Origin of the sequence: Methylobacterium sp. 1973 (genome assembly GCF_040545035.1) — a bacterium.
Taxonomy (GTDB): Bacteria; Pseudomonadota; Alphaproteobacteria; order Rhizobiales; family Beijerinckiaceae; genus Methylobacterium; species Methylobacterium fujisawaense.
Genome location: NZ_JBEPLA010000001.1, coordinates 566,781 through 584,679, shown reverse-complemented (window position 1 = coordinate 584,679; position 17,899 = coordinate 566,781). Strand labels below are relative to the sequence as shown.

General features: G+C 71.5%; 19 protein-coding genes. 11 read left to right on the top strand and 8 right to left on the bottom strand.

Translation table 11 applies throughout. The features are described from left to right. Positions 1-432: 432 nt before the first annotated feature. The gene (locus tag ABIC70_RS02895) at positions 433-939 is read right to left on the bottom strand and encodes a GNAT family N-acetyltransferase (protein ID WP_354438828.1); all 507 of its coding nucleotides are present in this window, start codon (positions 937-939) and stop codon (positions 433-435) included. A 719-nt stretch (positions 940-1,658) separates the two neighbouring features. On the opposite strand from ABIC70_RS02895, the gene ABIC70_RS02890 reads away from it, so the two are divergent. From ABIC70_RS02890 to ABIC70_RS02870, 5 genes are all read left to right on the top strand, one after another. Beyond that, a complete protein-coding gene (locus ABIC70_RS02890) occupies positions 1,659-2,825 on the top strand; it encodes a type III PLP-dependent enzyme (protein WP_043355385.1) in 1,167 nt (388 codons plus the stop codon). Positions 2,826-2,956: 131 nt separating this feature from the next. Then, a complete protein-coding gene (locus ABIC70_RS02885; RefSeq protein ID WP_075381145.1) occupies positions 2,957-3,508 on the top strand; it encodes a GNAT family N-acetyltransferase in 552 nt (183 codons plus the stop codon). Between the two features lie 318 nt (positions 3,509-3,826). Continuing rightward, positions 3,827-4,840 carry an N-acetyltransferase DgcN gene (dgcN, locus tag ABIC70_RS02880; RefSeq protein ID WP_043355388.1) on the top strand — a complete coding sequence of 338 codons (1,014 nt, stop codon included), beginning with the start codon at positions 3,827-3,829 and terminating at the stop codon, positions 4,838-4,840. A gap of 1 nt (position 4,841) precedes the next feature. Continuing rightward, positions 4,842-5,825, top strand: a complete 984-nt coding sequence (gene dgcA, locus ABIC70_RS02875; protein WP_354438827.1) for an N-acetyl-D-Glu racemase DgcA — start codon at positions 4,842-4,844, stop codon at positions 5,823-5,825. 182 nt (positions 5,826-6,007) lie between these two features. Continuing rightward, complete coding sequence (locus ABIC70_RS02870; RefSeq protein ID WP_043355391.1) at positions 6,008-7,057, top strand: ketopantoate reductase family protein; 1,050 nt, start codon at positions 6,008-6,010, stop codon at positions 7,055-7,057. Positions 7,058-7,420: 363 nt separating this feature from the next. On the opposite strand, the gene ABIC70_RS02865 is transcribed toward ABIC70_RS02870, so the two are convergent. After that, positions 7,421-7,759 carry a DUF1491 family protein gene (locus ABIC70_RS02865; RefSeq protein ID WP_043355392.1) on the bottom strand — a complete coding sequence of 113 codons (339 nt, stop codon included), beginning with the start codon at positions 7,757-7,759 and terminating at the stop codon, positions 7,421-7,423. A gap of 318 nt (positions 7,760-8,077) precedes the next feature. Here ABIC70_RS02865 and ABIC70_RS02860 point away from each other — a divergent pair, with 318 nt between their 5' ends. Continuing rightward, on the top strand, positions 8,078-8,368 hold the full coding sequence (locus ABIC70_RS02860) for a hypothetical protein (RefSeq protein ID WP_179697541.1): 291 nt from the start codon (positions 8,078-8,080) through the stop codon (positions 8,366-8,368). Positions 8,369-8,440: 72 nt separating this feature from the next. Here ABIC70_RS02860 and ABIC70_RS02855 read toward each other — a convergent pair whose 3' ends face one another. Together ABIC70_RS02855 and ABIC70_RS02850 are read right to left on the bottom strand one after the other, a co-directional pair. After that, entirely contained in the window at positions 8,441-9,157 is a 717-nt protein-coding gene (locus tag ABIC70_RS02855; protein WP_179698922.1) for a peptidoglycan-binding domain-containing protein, read from the bottom strand. A 27-nt stretch (positions 9,158-9,184) separates the two neighbouring features. Further along, positions 9,185-11,077 (bottom strand): sensor histidine kinase, encoded by a 1,893-nt coding sequence (locus tag ABIC70_RS02850; protein WP_053609302.1) that lies wholly within the window; start codon positions 11,075-11,077, stop codon positions 9,185-9,187. 253 nt (positions 11,078-11,330) lie between these two features. Here ABIC70_RS02850 and ABIC70_RS02845 point away from each other — a divergent pair, with 253 nt between their 5' ends. After that, positions 11,331-11,660, top strand: a complete 330-nt coding sequence (locus ABIC70_RS02845; protein WP_043355398.1) for a hypothetical protein — start codon at positions 11,331-11,333, stop codon at positions 11,658-11,660. Between the two features lie 11 nt (positions 11,661-11,671). Here ABIC70_RS02845 and ABIC70_RS02840 read toward each other — a convergent pair whose 3' ends face one another. From ABIC70_RS02840 to ABIC70_RS02830, 3 genes are all read right to left on the bottom strand, one after another. Beyond that, complete coding sequence (locus tag ABIC70_RS02840) at positions 11,672-12,802, bottom strand: DUF2336 domain-containing protein (RefSeq protein ID WP_354438826.1); 1,131 nt, start codon at positions 12,800-12,802, stop codon at positions 11,672-11,674. 130 nt (positions 12,803-12,932) lie between these two features. Then, on the bottom strand, positions 12,933-13,289 hold the full coding sequence (locus ABIC70_RS02835) for a hypothetical protein (protein ID WP_043355404.1): 357 nt from the start codon (positions 13,287-13,289) through the stop codon (positions 12,933-12,935). A gap of 70 nt (positions 13,290-13,359) precedes the next feature. Further along, positions 13,360-13,821 (bottom strand): GNAT family N-acetyltransferase, encoded by a 462-nt coding sequence (locus ABIC70_RS02830; protein WP_043379130.1) that lies wholly within the window; start codon positions 13,819-13,821, stop codon positions 13,360-13,362. A 276-nt stretch (positions 13,822-14,097) separates the two neighbouring features. Here ABIC70_RS02830 and ABIC70_RS02825 point away from each other — a divergent pair, with 276 nt between their 5' ends. Continuing rightward, entirely contained in the window at positions 14,098-14,277 is a 180-nt protein-coding gene (locus tag ABIC70_RS02825; protein WP_053609300.1) for a hypothetical protein, read from the top strand. Between the two features lie 61 nt (positions 14,278-14,338). On the opposite strand, the gene ABIC70_RS02820 is transcribed toward ABIC70_RS02825, so the two are convergent. Beyond that, the gene (locus tag ABIC70_RS02820; protein WP_043355409.1) at positions 14,339-14,854 is read right to left on the bottom strand and encodes a Ros/MucR family transcriptional regulator; all 516 of its coding nucleotides are present in this window, start codon (positions 14,852-14,854) and stop codon (positions 14,339-14,341) included. 437 nt (positions 14,855-15,291) lie between these two features. On the opposite strand from ABIC70_RS02820, the gene ABIC70_RS02815 reads away from it, so the two are divergent. The 3 genes from ABIC70_RS02815 (at position 15,292) to ABIC70_RS02805 (ending at position 17,857) form a co-directional block, all read left to right on the top strand. Beyond that, the gene (locus tag ABIC70_RS02815; RefSeq protein WP_182591366.1) at positions 15,292-15,705 is read left to right on the top strand and encodes a hotdog fold thioesterase; all 414 of its coding nucleotides are present in this window, start codon (positions 15,292-15,294) and stop codon (positions 15,703-15,705) included. A 104-nt stretch (positions 15,706-15,809) separates the two neighbouring features. Further along, positions 15,810-16,742: an oxygen-dependent coproporphyrinogen oxidase gene (gene hemF / locus ABIC70_RS02810; RefSeq protein WP_043379138.1), complete on the top strand. Its 933-nt coding sequence runs from the start codon at positions 15,810-15,812 to the stop codon at positions 16,740-16,742. Further along, the gene (locus ABIC70_RS02805) at positions 16,739-17,857 is read left to right on the top strand and encodes an ATP-dependent DNA helicase (RefSeq protein ID WP_354438824.1); all 1,119 of its coding nucleotides are present in this window, start codon (positions 16,739-16,741) and stop codon (positions 17,855-17,857) included. The genes hemF and ABIC70_RS02805 overlap by 4 nt, the downstream gene beginning before the upstream one ends. Positions 17,858-17,899: the final 42 nt, after the last annotated feature.

Below are 17,899 nucleotides of genomic sequence, written 5' to 3'. Positions count from 1 at the left end.
GTTGTATAATTGCGATTTTATACGGATATTGTCATCGAGATTTTATAATAGAACGCGAATTTGATTGAGAGGCGAGTCAATTTACGGGGGTTGTGCCGAATTTATAAGCGCTGAAATCAGCGTGGCCTGGGCGGCGCGGCGGGGCTGCTCCCCGCGGTCGAACGGCGCGAGGCGGATCTGGCGCCCTGCGGTCGCATCCGCGAACGGCCCGAGGCCGAGCGCGGCCGGCCTGCCGGCACCCTGCGGGAGCGTGCGGCGAAGCAGTCCCGGGCGGGGCTCGCCTGCTCGGTGTCCTGCCCGTCGGGCCGCCGCGTCCCCTCGTGACGACGAACAGGGCCGCGGGAGCGGACGGCTTCGATCGCATCCGGATGTCAACGTGATGGCTGCCGGCCCGCAGGCGGCCCGCGTATCGGCGGCAGCCCTGCGCGACGCCTACAGCCCGCGCTCGTAGCGCCAGGCTTCCATCCCGTCCTCGTAATAGTCCGGCCGCACGGCGAAGCGGGTATAGCCCCGGCGCTCGTAGAGGCGGATGCCGGCGCCGTTGTCGGCGCGCACCTCCAGCCGGAGCCGGTCGCAGCCCTGGCTGCGGGCCTGCGCCTCCGCCGCGTCGAGGAGTCGGCCGCCGAGGCCGAGGCCGCCGCGATTCGGCGCCACCGCGATCGACGCCAGCCGGGCGATCCGGCTGCTGCACCGCCGCTCCAGCACCGCGGCGCCGACGAGGACCGGCGTCGGGTCCGCATCCGGCGCGTCGATCAGCGCCGCCAGCACGTCCATGGTGGGCGACAGGATCGCGTGGCGGATCGCCCGGCGCTCCGCCCGGTCTGTGGCGAAGGCGGCGTGCTCCAGGGCGACCAGGGCGTCGAGATCGGCGAGCGTGGCGGTCCGGATCGTCGGCTCGGGGAGCCCGTCGCCGACCGGGTTGCGCAGGGGGGCGCTCACGCCCGCGCCGTCGCGGTGGATCTGGTCGGCCCGGCCATCGCTTGCTTACCTGCGTGTTCTGCCCGCTCCGGTCAGATGCCCGCTTCCGCCCCGCTTGGGAAGCCCGCACGGCGCCTTCGGCCCGGTCGGGCTGCGTCGTTTTTGCAACGGGCCGCACGGGGTGTGGATTCCGGGCGGAAAAGCGGGCGGTCCGGGGCATCTTCCCCTTGCCGGGCCGGGCCTGTCTCCGTATATGCGCCGTGCCCAATTTCGCACGTGCCTGTGGCCGCGTGTCGGTTGGTGGGCATCCGGTCAACTGCCGGACAGCCGCCAGGGGTCTTAAAGGATCGATGGTCGCAAGGGTGGATCCCTACGGCCGGCATCCAGGTGGCAACACCGGACCCCGACAACAACCGGCAGCCGGAGGCGAAACCGGCGAACCCCGCTCTCCACGGGGGACGCAGCTTAAAGCAACGACGAACGGGCTTTTTTGGTCTCGTCGGCCCTCCACAGGCCGGCACCGAAGAGGCTTGTTTCTCTTTGCCCGGCGTGCGGTGGGGGTCATCCCTTCCAATCCACGGCAGCTTCCGGGTGCTCTGCGCCCGCACTGACGCACGCGTCTCCAAAGCGCGTGGGTCCGCGCGACGCATCGCCCCCTGACGCCGACGGCCAGTCCTGGCCGTCATCTTCGACAGCGCGCCCCGCGTAGGGCGCTCGCGAACCCGTGCCGGGAGACGACTATGACCGACCGCATCCGTGACTTCCTGCGCGTGCGCCGCGACCTCGGTCAGGACGAGGGCCCCGTGATGGTCCTCGATCTCGACGTCGTGCGTGACAACTACACCGCCTTCGCGCGCTCCCTGCCGGACACCCGCGTGTTCTACGCCGTGAAGGCGAACCCGGCCCCCGAGGTGCTGCGCCTGCTCGCCGAGATGGGCTCGTGCTTCGACACCGCCTCCGTCGCCGAGATGGAGATGGTGCTGGCCGCCGGCGCCACCGCCGACCGGATCTCCTTCGGCAACACGATCAAGAAGGAGCGCTGCATCGGCCGCGCCCTGAAGCTCGGCATCCGCCTGTTCGCGGTCGACTGCCAGGCCGAGGTCGAGAAGATCGCCCGGGCCGCCGTGGCCACGGACGTGCCGACCGGCGAGATCCGGGTGTTCTGCCGCATCCTGTGCGACGGCGCGGGCGCCGACTGGCCGCTCTCGCGCAAGTTCGGCTGCGTGCCCGAGATGGCCGCGGACGTGCTGGAGCACGCCCATCGCCAGGGGCTGGAGGCCTACGGCATCTCGTTCCATGTCGGCTCGCAGCAGGGCAACACCGAGGCCTGGGACGGGGCGCTCGGCTCCGCGGCGGCGATCTTCCGCGAGTGCGCGGAGCGCGGGATCGGCCTGTCGATGGTCAATCTCGGCGGCGGCTTCCCGACCAAGTACCTCAAGGCGGTGCCGGGCGTGGAGAGCTACGGCGAGGCGATCTTCCGGGGCCTGACCAAGCATTTCGGCAACCAGATCCCCGAGACGATCATCGAGCCGGGCCGCGGCATGGTCGGCAATGCCGGCCTGATCGAGGCCGAGGTCGTGCTCGTGTCGAAGAAGTCCGCGGACGCCGACGAGGTCCGGTGGGTCTACCTCGACATCGGCAAGTTCGGCGGGCTGGCCGAGACCATGGACGAGGCGATCCGCTACCCGATCCGCACCGCCCGGGACGGCGACGCGACCGAGCCTTGCGTCATCGCCGGCCCGACCTGCGACTCGGTGGACGTGCTCTACGAGCGGCAGCTCTATCCGCTGCCGGTCTCGCTCTCGATCGGCGACAAGGTGCTGATCGAGGGTGCGGGCGCCTACACCACCACCTACGCGGCGGTGGCCTTCAACGGCTTCCCGCCCCTTCAGCAGATCGTCATCTGACCTGCTGCAGAACCTCCCGGCAGCGTGTCGCTGCCGCGAGCGATCTCCCGCTGTCGCATCGACGGATCGCCTTCGGCCGTCCGTCGGAACCCACCGCTTCTCCCGCTTGCCGGCCCGGGGAGGGCACAGCCATGATCGAGATCCGCGCGGAGCATGTCCACGACGTCCCGGCGCGCGAGCGCCTGCTCGACGCGTGCTTTCCCGGCAACCGCCATGCCAAGACCTCGGAGCGCCTGCGCGAAGGCCGTCGGCCGGCCCGCGGCCTCGCCTTCGCGGCGATTCGGGGCGGCCGCCTCGTCGGCACCCTGCGGCTGTGGCACGTCGAGGCCGGGCTCGCTCGCCCGGCACTGCTGCTCGGCCCGCTCGCCGTCGATCCGGCGATCCAGGGGCAGGGGCTCGGCTCGGTGATGATGCAGGCGGCCCTCGGCCGGGCGGAGGCCCTCGGCCACGGCGCCGTGCTGCTGGTCGGCGACGCGCCCTACTACGCCCGCTTCGGCTTCGACCGGGCGCTCGCGGAGGGCCTGACCCTGCCGGGGCCGTTCGAGCGCGAGCGCTTCCTCGGTCTCGAGCTGCGCGCGGGCGCTCTGGCGGGCGTCGAGGGGATGGTCCGGGCGACCGGTGTGCTGTCGCCGGTGGGCGCGGTGGCCAACGAGGCGGGGGTGGCGCGACGACGCGCCGCCTGAACGGGGACACCACGCGCCGCAGGGGTGAGATCGGCTTTCCCCAACGCGATTTCATCCTGAGGTGCCCACGTGAGCGGGCCTCGAAGGAGCCCTCGAGCCAGCCGCGCGAGCCCTGGAGGCCTCCTTCGCGGCCTCCCTGCGCTGCGGCACCTCGGGTTGCGGAGAGGGTCGGAGGGGCGTCCCTTCTAGATGGCGCAACCCGGTCATGCCCGCGACGGCGGCCGCGTCCACCCGCTTGGCCGGTCTCGTGCATTGCGCCCGGCGCCCGCGATCCCGCATAGACGGTCCGCCGGCCTCCCGGAGAAGGTTGCTCGACCGATGCAGATCGCCACGCCCTACCTGATGTTCCTGGGCGACGTGCCCGATACGCTGGCGGCCAAGACCGCCTACGGCATCAAGGACTGGCGCCCCGAATGGTGCGTCGGCCAGATGCGCCTGCCGGGCTGCGCCGCCGATCTCGGCATCCCCGACATGACCCTGCCGGAGGCCCTGGCGAAGGGCTGCCGGACCCTTGTGATCGGCGTCGTCAATGCCGGCGGCGTGCTGCCGGATCACTGGGTCAAGGAGATCGTCGCGGCGATCGAGGCCGGGCTCGACGTGGCGAGCGGCCTGCACGTCAAGCTCGGTACGATTCCGGCCATCGCGGAGGCCGCCGCGCGGCGTAACCGCCAGCTCCACGACGTCCGCCACACCGACGAGCGCTTCCCCACCGGCAAGGGCACCAAGCGGTCGGGCCGGCGCCTGCTCACCGTCGGCACCGACTGCTCCGTCGGCAAGAAGTACACCGTGCTCGCCCTGGAGCGCGGCATGCGCGAGCGCGGCCTCGACGCCGATTTCTGCGCCACCGGCCAGACCGGCGTGTTCATCTCCGGCCGGGGCGTCGCCATCGACGCCGTGGTGGCCGACTTCATCTCCGGCGCCGTCGAGACGATCTCGCCGGAGGCGGCCTCCAACCACTGGGACCTGATCGAGGGCCAGGGCTCGCTCTACCACCCGTCCTTCGCGGGGGTGAGCCTCGGCCTGCTGCACGGCGCCCAGGCCGACGCCTTCGTGGTCTGCCACGAGCCGACCCGCACCACGATGCGCGGCGTGAAGCACCCGCTCCCCACCATCCGCCAGGTGATCGACCTGACCGTCCAGCTCGGCAGCCTGACCAACCCGGCGATCAGGCCGGTGGGCATCGCGGTCAACACCCAGGCGCTTGCCGAGGGCGAGGCGCGGGCGCTCCTCGAGACGCTCGCGTCCGAGCACGACCTGCCCGCCACCGACCCGGTGCGCTTCGGCGTCGACGGGCTGGTCGACCGGATCGTCGCCGAGTTCCCGGAGATCTGACATGGCCCGTCGCCTGAGCCTCGCCGTCGAGCGCTTCCCGATCGCCGGCGCCTTCACGATCTCCCGCGGCAGCCGCACCGAGATCGCCGTCGTGGTGGCGACGCTCACGGACGGCGACACGGTCGGGCGCGGCGAGTGCGTGCCCTATCCGCGCTATGCCGAGAGCGTCGAGAGCGTCAGCGCGCTGATCGAAGGGCAGGCGGAGGCGATCGCGGCCGGGATCGGGCGCGATGCGCTGATGACCCGCATGAAAGCGGGGGCGGCGCGCAACGCCCTGGACTGCGCGCTGTTCGACCTCGAGGCGAAGCTTCAGGGCCGCCCCGCCTGGGCGATCGCCGGTCTGCCGGCGCCGCAGCCGGTCATCACCGCCTACACGCTGAGCCTCGGCACGCCGGAGAGCATGGAAGAGGCCGCCCGCAAGGCGGCCCACCGGCCCCTGCTCAAGGTCAAGCTCGGCGGGGTAGGGGATCCGGAGCGCATCGCCGCCGTCCGGGCCGGCGCGCCCGATTCCCGGCTGATCGTCGACGCCAACGAGGCGTGGCGGCCCGAGACCATCGAGGCCAACCTCGCCGCCTGCCTGAAGGCCGGCGTCGCGCTGATCGAGCAGCCGCTGCCGGCCGACGCCGATGCCCTGCTCGCCGAGATCGCGCATCCGGTGCCGGTCTGCGCCGACGAGAGCCTGCACGACCGCGCCGGCCTCGACGCGCTCGCCGGGCGCTACGACGCGATCAACATCAAGCTCGACAAGACCGGCGGCCTGACCGAGGCGGTGCTGCTCGCCCGCGAGGCGAAGGGGAGGGGGCTCGCGATCATGGTCGGCTGCATGCTCGGCACCTCGCTGGGCATGGCGCCGGCGGCGCTCCTCGCCGAGGGCGCCGAGTTCGTCGATCTCGACGGGCCGCTGCTGCTCGCCCGCGACCGCGACCCGCCGCTCCGCTACGAAGGCAGCCTGATGCACCCGCCCACGCCGGAGCTGTGGGGATAGGATTCGCCTCGCCTGTCACCGGCGGGGCGTCACAATGGGTTTGGGATTAGGTATACCAGAAGGCTTGCGTTCCGCCCGCCCGGCTGCCATCCATCGGCGGTGCGATGGGGCCGTGGCGTGGACGCGCTGTTCCCCGCAGCCAGACAACACAACAGCAGTCTTCAATGCTGGGGAGGAACGACGTGGCCAGAAACATCCTGATCCTGGGGGCCTCCTACGGCTCGCTCCTGGGGACCAAGCTCCTGATGGCCGGTCACAACGTGACCCTGGTCTGCCGCAGGAAGACCGCCGACCTGATCAACCGCGAGGGCACCGAGGTCCGGATCAAGCTCCGCGACGAGAAGGAGCACCGCGCGATCCACTCGCGCGACCTGCCCGGCAAGGTCGACGCCATGCCGCCGGAAGACGTCGACGTGTCGCGCTACGACCTCGTCGGCCTCGCCATGCAGGAGCCGCAGTACAACAACCACACGATCCGCGTCCTGATGATCAAGATCGCGGCGGCGAAGCTGCCGTGCCTGTCGATCATGAACATGCCGCCGCTGCCCTACCTCAAGCGGATCCCGGCGCTCGCCGCCATGGATCTTGAGGATGCCTACACCAATGCCGGCGTCTGGGACCGGTTCGAGCCGGGGCTGGTGTCGCTCTGCTCCCCCGACCCGCAGGCCTTCCGGCCGCCGGAGGAGGAGGCCAACGTCCTCCATGTCGGCCTGCCGACCAACTTCAAGGCCGCGACCTTCGCCGACGAGGCGCACAACACGCTTCTCCGCGAGCTGGAGGCCGACATCGACGCCGTGCGCCTCGACGGGCACGACGTGCCGGTGAAGCTGAAGGTGTTCGACTCGCTGTTCGTGCCGCTGGCCAAGTGGTCGATGCTGCTCACCGGCAATTACCGGTGCATCACCCCGGGCGCGCCGCAATCGATCCACGACGCCGTCCACGGCGACCTCGCGCGCTCGCGGGCGATCTACGACCATGTCGACGGGATCGCCCGGAAGCTCGGCGCCGATCCGGCCGATCAGGTGCCGTTCGAGAAATACGCCAAGGCGGCCGAGAGCCTGCTGAAGCCGTCCTCGGCGGCGCGCGCGGTGGCCAACGGTGCGCCCTACATCGAGCGCGTCGACCTGCTGGTGAAGCTGATCTCGCACCAGCTCGGTGATCCGAACGCCGAGATCGACCGCACCGTCGAGACCGTCGACCGCAAGCTCGACGAGCGCATCATCGAGGGCTGACGGGCGCCGTCGCTTCGCTCCGCCCCGGTATCACGGGCGCAGCGAAGCGATTCAGGTCGCGCGACATCGGCGGCCGTGGCGTCGCTGGATTGCTTCGCTGCGTTCGCAACGACGGCGAGCGGGCGCTGGAGCCGCTCCCCCGGAGCGCCTCGCGTCACGGGACACGGCGTTCTGGCCTTCGGTCATTCCGGCCCTCCCCTCATCCTGAGGGGCCGGAGCGCAGCGGAGGCCTCGAAGGAGGGTTACAGCCAGCCGCGCGATCCCCGGAGGGCTCTTTCGAGGCCGCTGCGCAGCACCTCAGGATGCGGGCGATGTGTGGGAGGGCCCTCCGTCAGGCGCAGCCCGACCGGGCGCGGCCCTCCATCACTCCGCCAAGTCCAGGAAATGCCGCCCCTGGCGGTCGTCGATCTCGATGATCCAGAGATCGGAATCGAACCGGATCTCCTTTGTCAGGCGCTCCTCCACGTCGAGCGGGCTGCCGCCGGTGACGATCCCGGCGAAACGGCGGTCGCCGCTCTCCTCGGCCTCGAACAGGGCTTGCGGCGCCGGTCCGTAGAGGTCGGCGCTGCCGTCGAGCCGGTCGACCTTCACGAAGATCGCACCCGCCTCCGCGGACCCGCGCCGCCGCAGCACGGCCGGGATGCCGGCGACATCCAGCCGCCGCAGATGGGCCGAAACCCAGAAATCGGAGCGCAGGCGCATGCGTCTGTAGCCCTGTGAGGATCCGTTCGCCGCAGGGCCTGTGTCCCGGCGGATCAGCCGGATCCGGAACCCTGCGAGCGCCGGGTGGCGCGTCCTCCGCCATGCGCGAAAGCGCCGGTCCGGGCAACCGCCGGTGCACGGCCCGGCATCTCCATAACGGTTCAGGCGGCGGAATATTCCTTCAGAAAATCGAGTATTTATCGGGATTAAAATAGCATTGTTCGATGTGCGACAACGCACATCTATAGTATTGTTTGCTGATTATCTGAGCAAAGGGCGCCCGAATTTGCATCTCACGATGATTTAAGGAGCACTCCGATGTGGAGAATGACCTCGCTTGCGGCGCTGATCGTCGCCGGCCTGTGCGGTGTTGTGCCGTCGGCCCACGCCCGTCAGGAGACGCTCATGGATTTACTGGGCAACCGCGATTCCGCATCCTGCCCGCGCTACCAGCGGACGCCGCAGGATCGCTGCAACATCGTCGTGCATCGACCCGGGGGTAATCCCACGCAGGACATGACCGGATCGATCGGACACGCGAAGTCCTGGCAGGCCAATGGCGGTCCACGCTGCAAGACGATCTGCCGGTTCACCGGCACGCAATACTGAGGGCCCGCCTCCGCGCTCTCACGCCGATCGGCACCCGCGCCGCAAGCGCGGCGGGGGTGCCGCCCTGTCTCGCTAACCGTGGCCGGCCCGGGCCATCAGCTCGCGCAGGGTCCGGCCCGTCGCCTCGCCGGTGACCGGCAGCTTGGCGCTGCGCTCGAACTTCTCGATCGCCGCCCGCGTGCCCGGTCCCATCGCGCCGTCGGGCTTCACCGCGTAGCCGAGCTTCGACAGCGCCTTCTGGGCCCGCATCACCGGATCACTGTCCTTCTCGGGCTTGGCGGTCTTGGCGGCGTCTTTCGTCTCCTTCGGAGCCGGCTTCGCGGCCGGGCGGACCGGCGACGCCTTCGGGGTGACCGAGGCGGTGGTCTCATCGGATCGGATCAGCTCGCCGATCGCGTCCCGGGCCGCCGGCTTGGCGGGCGCCGGCGCGGCGACGCGTTCGGGATCGATGACGCGCACCGGATCCCGGGCCGCCTCCCGGACGGGCTCCTTGGCGGCCGGGGCCGCCTCGCGCGCGGCAGGCGCCTTCTGGGCGAGCTTGGGCAGAATCGGCGCCGGATGGCGCCCGGTCTGGTAGCCGAGGGCGTTGACGCAGACGAAGCCCGCCGCGCACAGGGCCGCGAGGCTGCCGAGAACGGTGCCCGGGCTGGTCCGGCAGGTGGCGCCCGTCGCCTTCAGCGCGCCGACGAGGACGGCACGCCAGTCGCCCTGGACGGCGGCGCGGCGCGGCGCGGGACGGCGTGCGCGGCTGGGTTCGCCCGGTACGGTGATCTCGCGGTAGCCTGACATCATGTCTCCTTCCGGGGGATCTGCCGATCAGGCGGTGCGGCGCAGGACCGGGTCGGCCGGGACCGAGGCGGCGCTCGGCTCCGCGTCGAACAGGCCGAGCGGCAGGCGCACCACGCGGCGCGACACCGGGGCGCCCCGCACGGCGGTGCGGATCGGGGCCGGCCCATGGTCGGCCGCCGGAGCCGGGCAGACGAGGGGCAGGGTTACGGTCACGACGGTCCCGGCCTGCGGGGCGCTCTCGATCAGCAGGGCGCCGCCGTGCAAGCCGACCAGGCCCTGCACCACCGAGAGTCCGAGGCCGGTCCCCTCGTGCTGGCGCTTGTAGCCGCCGCTGCCCGCCTGGAAGAACGGGGTCCCGAGCTTGGGCAGGTCGTCCGTACCGATGCCGACGCCGGTATCGGCCACGACGATGTCCAGGCTGCCCGCGCCGCGGCGCAGGGACAGGTCGACCCGGCCGCCGCGCGGGGTGAACTTCACCGCGTTCGAGATGAGATTGATCAGAACCTGCCGGCAGGCGGCGGGATCGGCGGTGATCTCCACCGGGCCCGACGGGGCGACGGTGAGGACGATGCCGGCGGCGTCGGCCTTCAGGCGCATCAGGTCGCAGCAGGCCCGAAGCAGGCCCGCGATGTCGAAGCATTCGGGGGCGCAGTCGAAGTTGCCGCTCTGGATCCGGCTCATGTCGAGCAGCGTGTTGACCACGCCGAGCAGATGGTGGCCGGAGGCGCCGATAATGCCGGCATATTCCCGCGCCTGGTCCGGGCCGAGGCTGACGGCGCCTTGGCCCGCCAGGACCTCGGAGAAGCCGATGATCGCATTGAGCGGCGTGCGCAGCTCGTGGGTCACGTTGGCCAGGAACCGGCCCTTGATCGCGTCGGCGCGTTCGGCCTCGGCGCGGGCACGCTCCAGCTCCACGGCATGCCGGTGGTGCTCGGTCATGTCGCGGGTGACCGCCACCACCGCCATGGCGGCCTCGTGCGGCCCGTGCTCGATCCGGTGGGCGCGCATCTCGGCGTGGATCAGGCTCGCGCCGTCGGGCCGGCCGGCCTCGGCCTCGACGTGCAGGCGCAGGGGCAGGGTCGCGGGCCGCCCGGTCGCCGCCACGTCGCTCACCGCCTTGAGGAAGGCCGGCCGGTCGGCGACATGGACCCGCTCCAGCAGCCCATGGCCGCGCAGCCGGGCCGGGTCGCTGCCGAGCAGCCGCGTGGCCGAGACCGAGGCTTCCAGCACGCGGCCGTTGCGGTCGTGCCAGGTCACGAGATCGTCGATCGCCGAGAGGAGCAGCCGGTCGCGGGCCTCGTTGTCGCGCAGCCGCTCGCGCCAGACGCCTTCGTTGCGCATGTGCTCCAGAGCCTGGGCGGCGACATGGCCGATCGCGGTGATCGCGAAGGCCGGGAGCGCGATCCCCGCCGAGATGTCCATGACCGGCAGGGCGCCGGCCCAGGCGCCGAGGGCCACCACGGTCAGCACGCCGAGAACCGCCATGACGGAGGCCGCGATCGTCGCGCGGAGCGAGCCGGAGACCAGCGCCTCCAGGGGGATCGCCACCAGCCAGACCGCGGCGGGCGATGCGGCGCCGCCGGTGACGCCCGCCAGGGCGACGACGAGGCCGGTCAGGCCCGCCGAGGAGACCGCGTGGGCGATCCAGAGGGACCCGGTGCGGGCGAGCAGGACGGCGGCGAAGACCGGCAGCAGCAGGCTCGCGATCGCCAGGACCTCGAAGCCGGACGGCACCCCGCGCCAGAGCAGATAGGGCGGCAGACCGACCATCATGACGGCGCCGGTCGCCAGCCGCGACACCAGGAAGCGCTGGTGGCGCGCACGGGCCGGCGCATTGTCGGCCACGGATTCGTGGACGAGACCCGCGAGCCGGTCGTCGATCAACGACGTCAGGACAGTCTTAATGGTCAAGGTTGGCACGCGCCGCGCAGAATGCGTTCCCGCATCCGTCGCGCCTCCGGTTCGACTTCGAACGACTTCCGGACGGTCGCAGAGCCGGCTTAAACGAGTGTTGCGGGACTTGTCCGATTGATCGGGATGCTTTCCGCGAGGTAACCAGCCGATTGCGGACAAGCTTCATTCACCATCGCGCGGAAAAGCTCGGGTCGGTTGAGGCCCGGTTGAGGAAATCCGTCGAATGCTTCCGCTTGATCTCGAGCGGAGGAATCGTCTCATGACCGTCCTGCTGCGCGCCGCGCTGGTGATCGGCGTGCTCTCCTACTTTGCCCTGCTGCGAGCCGGGACGGATCCGGCCGCCGAGGCGAGACGGCTCGCCGACGCGGTGCCCAGCGCCCAGGCGGCGCTGCCGGCGGCCCTCGACGCGGTGCCAGCCGAGGCCCGCGAGCGGGCGGTGCGCGCCGTCCTGGCCCGCGGCCTGATGGCCGAACTGAGCCGCCGCGCCGCGGAGCCGACGGCCTCAACCGACACCCTTGAGGAGACCGATCGGCAGCCCGCTTGGCGGGGCGCCGATCCGCAGCGCGATCCGCCCGTGGATCCCCGCTGACGTCCGGCCCGTCAGGCCGGCTCCCCGCCGCCCGCCGCCCGGGAGCGCACCGGCAGGGAGGGGCGCTGCGCGGCGACGCGCTCTGCGCCCTGGCGCAGCTTCGCCTCCGGGCCGTGCAGCGGTTGATGGGCCTCGCCGCGCCCGCGTTCGGCGAGGGGCCGGTCGAGGATCGCGGCGATCAGGTCCCGGGAGGCTGGCCGGCTCACGGTGCGGAACAGCCGGACGAGGTCGGCCACCCGCTCGGCCGAGCGCGCGACACCCTGGTTGAGGGTCAGGAAGATGTAGACCGCCTCCTCCTCGTGCAGGCCGGCGGCCCGCAGACCCAGGGTCAGGAGGTCGTAGCGGGCGCTGGCGTCGGCGACCACGGTCAGGAAATCGCGCGGCAGGCCGAGGCCGTCGGCCAGGGCCGCCATGAAGGCCGGCACGTCGCGGGCGGCGGACAGGCCGGTCAGGGTCTCGCCGAGGCCGCGGGGCGCCGGCGGGCAGGGGCGCAGGGCGGCGGTCGCCTCGACGGCCCGGCCGATCACCGTGCGGCGGATCGGATCGGCGTGCAGGTACAGGGGCACGAGGTCGGCGGCCGAGACGTCGGGCCGGACCAGGAGAAGCCGGGCGAGGTCGGGGGCGCCGCGGCCGCGGTTCACGAGCCGCGCCAGGGCTGCCCCCCGCAGGGTGTGGCCGAGATTGGCGGCCAGCGCGCGGTCGATCTCGGGGCGGCCCTCGCGGGAGAGCTCGTCCACCGCCTCGCGGCTCAACCCGGCCCGGGCGGCGATGCGGGCGGCGATATCCGATCCCTCGGCCAGGGCCGCCTCGATCAGGCGATGGCTCAGGGTCGGGGCCAGTTCCACCACCGCGTCGCGGGCCTCGCCGCCGCGCAGCGCGAGCGCCTCCAGCACCGCCGGCGGCGTCTCGGGGCAGGGGGCCAGCTTGCGGGCCACCACCCGGGCGGTCTCCTCATCCACCGTGGGGATCAGGCCGCAGGCGAGCGATTCGAAGATCTCGATCTCGGTCCTGTCCCGGGCCGCCGCCCGGACGAACAGGTCGGTCTGAACCCGGAGGATCACCGGCTTGAGATCGAGATTCTCGATGCGTGAGAGTTCGAGGAGCCCGGACAGGTCCGGCGGAGCATCGACGGATGGGGGCATGGAGGATCGGTTACGCAAGACTGCAGTAAGGTCACGCTAACCGCATCGACGTGAATCGACCTTTAAACCGCCTCCGCCGCGACCGTGCCGTCCTGCATCATGGTGGCCCGCGCCCGGCCCCGCTTCGGCCTCAGCGCGTCAGCCAGAGAACGAGGCCGAGCCCCACGGCCGCCGCGACGATGATGCCGACATAGAGCGGCAGGACCCAGGGCTGCCGCTGGTGCACGTAGCCCTTCGCCGCCCGCTCCGAGGGGGCCCGCTCGTTCTGCCGGGCGATCCGGACCTCCTGGGGCGTCGGCGGCGTCCCGCCGGCCTCCTCGCAGGTCCCGAGCGGGGCCGCGCCGATATCCATGTGCGGGGTCTTGTCGGCGGTGCGGCCGCTGTCGATGTCACCCTTGAGCTGCGCGGCGGTCGGCGCGTCGGAATCCGGTGGCGGATCGCAGGGCAGGTTCGCAGGGGGCGGCGGGGTCTCGGATCGCAGCGTCATCGGGGGGACTCCAGTCTCCGGTCACAACGCCCGATGGGCCCGGTCGGCTGCGGCCAGGATGTCGCGGCTTTCAGGCCTCTCCGGCGCCGCGCTTCAGCAGCGGCCGCGCGAGCATTTGCCCCGCATCGGTGAAGCCGGCCGCCCTGCAGAAGGCGCGCAGGGCCTCCTGGTCCGGCGCCGCGGCCAGGAGCAGCCGGTCGCAGCCCGCCTGTCGCGCCGCCCGGCCGGCCGCCTTCAGCAGCACCCGGCCGATGCCCCGGCGGCGGGATTCGATCGCGACCGCGAGGCTGGTGATCAGGCCGAAGGGCCGCGGCGCCTCGAGGGTCCGGACGGGGGACACGGTGATGAGGCCGCTCGGCGGTCCCCATTCTACGGCGACGAGGGCGGTGCCGCCGTCCTGTTGCAGGGCGTCGAGCCGGGTCGCGAGGTCCGCGGCGCCGACCGCGATCCCCGCCTCACCCAGCAGGGCCGCGAGCCCGGCGGCGTCGGGACTCGCGGCAGCGCGGATCTCCAGCCCGTAGCGAGTGCCCAAATTCCGCTCCTGATCGGCCGGCCCGGACGTGCAACGCGGCGCATCGCGATCCGTCCCCCGCGGGCGCAGCCCGCACGGGCCGCGTCGAGGCCGGTGCCGTCGTGGCCCTCGGCCTCGTCCTTCGACGGGATCTGGAGAGCGTCTTCAGGAAGGCGAACGAGCGCCGGACCGGGCTTCGGCGGGGTCACCCGCAGTGTTCGCGGGAGTGTTCGCGGGGCGGAACACGCACGGGCTTTGACGCTTTGCTTACCCGTTCAAGTTCGGGGAGCGCGCAGCATGGCGGGTCGGGTGACGGATCAATCCCCCGATGAGACGGCCGTCAAGGCGCATCCGGAGACCGAGCGGTCGGTGCCGCGACCCGGGACGGCCGAAGAGGCCGAAGCGGTCGAGCGGCACAGGGCCGAGACGGACGTCGCCGCGGGCGACGTGGCCGACGATCTCGCCGACTTCGCGTGATCCGGCCGGCACGCGGGCTGCGGGCCGGCCGGGTCCCAGGGGCCCGGCCGAGGGGCCGGGCTCAGGCCGTTTCTTTGGCCTTGCGGGGGCGGCTCACGCGCTTGGGCTTCTCGGCCACCTCCGCGACGGGCTCGGGAGCCGGCGCCGGCGCCGGCGCAGCGGACTTGCGGCGCTGCTGGCCGAGGCCGAGGCTGCGGGCGAGTTCCGAACGCTGGGCCGAGTAGCTCGCAGCCGTCGACGGGTAGTCGCGCGGCAGGCCGAAGCGCTCGCGATACTGCTCGATCGTCAGGCCGTTGCGCGACAGATGGCGCTTCAGCGTCTTGTACGGCTTGCCGTCGATGAACGAGATCAGCGCGTCCGGCGTCACCGACTTGCGGATCTGGGCCGGCGTCGGCTTGTCGGCCGTCTCTGTCACGGTCGCCGCGGGGGCCGAAAGCTTCGTCAGCGCGGCGTGAACGCCGGCGAGCAGACCGGGCAACTCGCTGATGGGCACCGAATTGTTCGAGACATACGCCGAGACGATGTCCGACGCCTGCTCGATAAAGGTCTGCTGCTGCTCAGTGGCGGTGTCGTCCATCGATGATTCCCTCTATCCGACCGTGGTGAGACGGTTCTAACGTCTGTGCAGCAAAATCAAGTCGTCGTCGAGCATTTCCCTACACAATGCCCCGGTCATGAACACGCATATTGTTGAAGCCGTGGGTCGACCTGAAATCGTTGGTCGAGCAAACCGACATGCCGGAGGCGAGGTTGGATGTGGCCGCGGCCTGCGGACGGGCGCCGATTATGCCTTCTGTCGCGATCTAGCGGCGGGCTTCCTCTGCGAAGATCCGTTTCGGGTCTGATGAGACGCCCGGAACTTCACGCGGCGGCCCGCCGCGATGTCCCGTCAGCGCGTCGACGCGGGATGAACGTTTCGGCCGGACTGTCACGTGATCTGCGCGGGGCCGGTCCTGGCCTCGGGCGCATCTGGGCCATAAACGTCCGGGTGAGACGGGATCCGGGGCGATCGACGTGGACCAGCAATCGGAACCGGGCACCGTCTTCGGCGCCACCATCCCGTTCGTGGATCATTGCGGCATCGAGGCCCTCGACGTGCGCGCCGGCCGGACGCGCCTGCGCCTGGCCCTGCGGCCGGAGCACGCCAACAATCTCGGCATCGCCCATGGCGGCGCGCTCTGCACGTTGCTCGACGTCGCCCTCGGGACGGCGGCCCGGCTGCAGGCGGGGCGCCCCGTGGTGACCCTCGACATGCAGACCCGCTTCCTCGCCCCCGGGCGCGGTATCCTGATCGCCGAGGGGCGGGTGACCCGGGCGGGGCGGTCGGTGATCTTCTGCGAGGCCGAGATCCGGGATGCGGCGGGGGATCTGGTGGCGACGGCCACGGGGCTGCTCAAGCCCGTCGGCGAGCGGCCGGGCCCGGCGTAGGCCGCCCGCGCCGCCGCGGCGGGTTGCGGCTCCGGACGCCTGCGCGGTCACGTCGGGCCGCGCCCGCATTGACGTGCGCCCGGCACGGTGGAAAAGCCTGTGTCATGACGATGCCGGATGACGCGCGCGCAGCCCTGGCTGCGCCTCCCTCAGAGGCCGACGTGGCGGCCATGAAGTCCGAGGCCGCGGCGTGGTTCGAGACGCTGCGCGATCGCATCCTCGCGGCCTTGGAGGCCATCGAGGCGGAGGCGACGGGCCCGTTCCATCCCGATGCGCCCGAGGGCCCCGGAACCTTCGAGAAGACCCCGTGGAACCGGACCGACCATACCGGCCGGCCCGGCGGCGGCGGCGTCATGGCGATGCTGCGCGGCCGCGTCTTCGAGAAGGCGGGGGTGCACATCTCGACGGTGCATGGCGAGTTCGCGCCGGAATTCCGGGCCCAGATGCCCGGCGCCGCCGAGGATCCGCGCTTCTTCGCCACCGGCATCTCGCTGATCGCCCATCCGTGGAATCCGCACGTGCCGACGGTTCACATGAACACCCGGTTCGTCGCGACGACGCGGGCGTGGTTCGGCGGCGGGGCCGATCTGACGCCGGTGCTCGACCGGCGCCGCAATCAGGCCGATCCGGACAGCCGCCATTTCCACGCCTGCCTGGCGCGGGCCTGCGCGGCGCACGGCATCGATCACGCCCGCTACAAGGCGTGGTGCGACGAGTATTTCCACCTCAAGCATCGGAACGAGCCGCGCGGCATCGGCGGGATCTTCTACGATTATCTCTGGAGCGGCGATCCACAGGCCGACCTCGCCTATACCCGCGACGTCGGACAGGCCTTCCTGGAGGCCTATCCGAAGATCGTGCGCGACAACGTCACCACGCCCTGGACCGAGGCGGACCGCCACGAGCAGCAGGTGCGGCGCGGCCGCTACGTCGAGTTCAACCTGCTCTACGACCGGGGCACGATCTTCGGCCTGAAGACCGGCGGCAACGTCGCCTCGATCCTCTCCTCGATGCCGCCGACCGTGCGCTGGCCGTGAGTGCGGGGCTGCCGGCCGCCTACGCCCCGCAGCAGGACGCGGCGCTGAAGGCGATCGCCGCGTGGCGGCGGGACGGGGGATCCCAGGTGTTCCGGCTGTTCGGCTATGCCGGCACCGGCAAGACCACGCTCGCCCGCCGGATCGCCGAGGATGTCGACGGCACGGTGGTCTACGGGGCCTTCACCGGCAAGGCGGCCTCGGTGATGCGCCAGAAGGGCTGCTACGACGCCGCTACGATCCACTCGCTGATCTACCGCACCAAGGAGGCGGAGGAGGGCGGACCGACCTTCACGCTGAACCGCTCGGGGCCGGCCGCCAAGGCGGATCTGATCATCATCGACGAGTGCTCGATGGTGGATTCCGATCTCGGCCACGATCTTCTGTCGTTCGAGCGGCCGGTGCTGGTCCTGGGCGATCCGGCGCAGCTGCCGCCGGTGCGCGGCGGCGGCTTCTTCACCGAGGCGGAGCCCGACGTGATGCTCACCGAGGTGCATCGGCAGGCCAAGGATGACCCGATTGTCCGGATGGCGATGACGATCCGCGAGGGCGGCCGGCTGGAACTCGGCAGCTATGGGCAGAGCCGGGTCGTGTCGCGCCGCACCCTGGATCCGGCCGAGGTGCTCGAATGCGATCAGGTGCTGGTCGGCCTCAACAAGACGCGCCGCCTCTACAATGCCCGGCTCCGGGAACTCGCCGGCCACACGGATCCGATGCCGGCGATCGGCGAGAAGCTGGTCTGCCTGCGCAACGATCGGGTGAAGGGCCTGCTCAACGGCTCGACCTGGACGGTCCAGGCGCTGCGCGCACCGCCGCGGCCGGATCTGATCCGGCTCGACGTGGTGCCGGAGGACGATCCGGCCCTGCGCCGGAAGCCCACCGACATCAAGGTGCTGCGGGCGATGATCACCGGCTCGGACGAGGAGATCCCGCTGTTCCTGCGGCGCGAGACGGACGAATTCACCTACGGCTACGCGCTGACGGTGCACAAGGCCCAGGGATCGCAATGGGACCGGGTGACGTTGTTCGACGAATCCTACGCGTTCCGCGAGCACCGGGCGCGCTGGCTTTACACCGGCCTGACCCGCGCCGCGCAGGCGATCACGGTGGTGGTCTGATCCGGCGCAGGCGGGCGACGTCGCGCTTGTGAAGCTGCGCCG

Bases quoted from the DNA above. Each gene is read 5' to 3' on its own strand.
- ABIC70_RS02890 (WP_043355385.1), top strand. From the start codon at position 1,659: ATGACCGACCGCATCCGTGACTTCCTGCGCGTGCGCCGCGACCTCGGT.
- ABIC70_RS02885 (WP_075381145.1), top strand. From the start codon at position 2,957: ATGATCGAGATCCGCGCGGAGCATGTCCACGACGTCCCGGCGCGCGAG.
- dgcN (WP_043355388.1), top strand. From the start codon at position 3,827: ATGCAGATCGCCACGCCCTACCTGATGTTCCTGGGCGACGTGCCCGAT.
- dgcA (WP_354438827.1), top strand. From the start codon at position 4,842: ATGGCCCGTCGCCTGAGCCTCGCCGTCGAGCGCTTCCCGATCGCCGGC.
- ABIC70_RS02865 (WP_043355392.1), bottom strand. From the start codon at position 7,759: ATGCGCCTGCGCTCCGATTTCTGGGTTTCGGCCCATCTGCGGCGGCTG.
- ABIC70_RS02860 (WP_179697541.1), top strand. From the start codon at position 8,078: ATGTGGAGAATGACCTCGCTTGCGGCGCTGATCGTCGCCGGCCTGTGC.
- ABIC70_RS02855 (WP_179698922.1), bottom strand. From the start codon at position 9,157: ATGTCAGGCTACCGCGAGATCACCGTACCGGGCGAACCCAGCCGCGCA.
- ABIC70_RS02845 (WP_043355398.1), top strand. From the start codon at position 11,331: ATGACCGTCCTGCTGCGCGCCGCGCTGGTGATCGGCGTGCTCTCCTAC.
- ABIC70_RS02840 (WP_354438826.1), bottom strand. From the start codon at position 12,802: ATGCCCCCATCCGTCGATGCTCCGCCGGACCTGTCCGGGCTCCTCGAA.
- ABIC70_RS02835 (WP_043355404.1), bottom strand. From the start codon at position 13,289: ATGACGCTGCGATCCGAGACCCCGCCGCCCCCTGCGAACCTGCCCTGC.
- ABIC70_RS02825 (WP_053609300.1), top strand. From the start codon at position 14,098: ATGGCGGGTCGGGTGACGGATCAATCCCCCGATGAGACGGCCGTCAAG.
- ABIC70_RS02820 (WP_043355409.1), bottom strand. From the start codon at position 14,854: ATGGACGACACCGCCACTGAGCAGCAGCAGACCTTTATCGAGCAGGCG.
- hemF (WP_043379138.1), top strand. From the start codon at position 15,810: ATGACGATGCCGGATGACGCGCGCGCAGCCCTGGCTGCGCCTCCCTCA.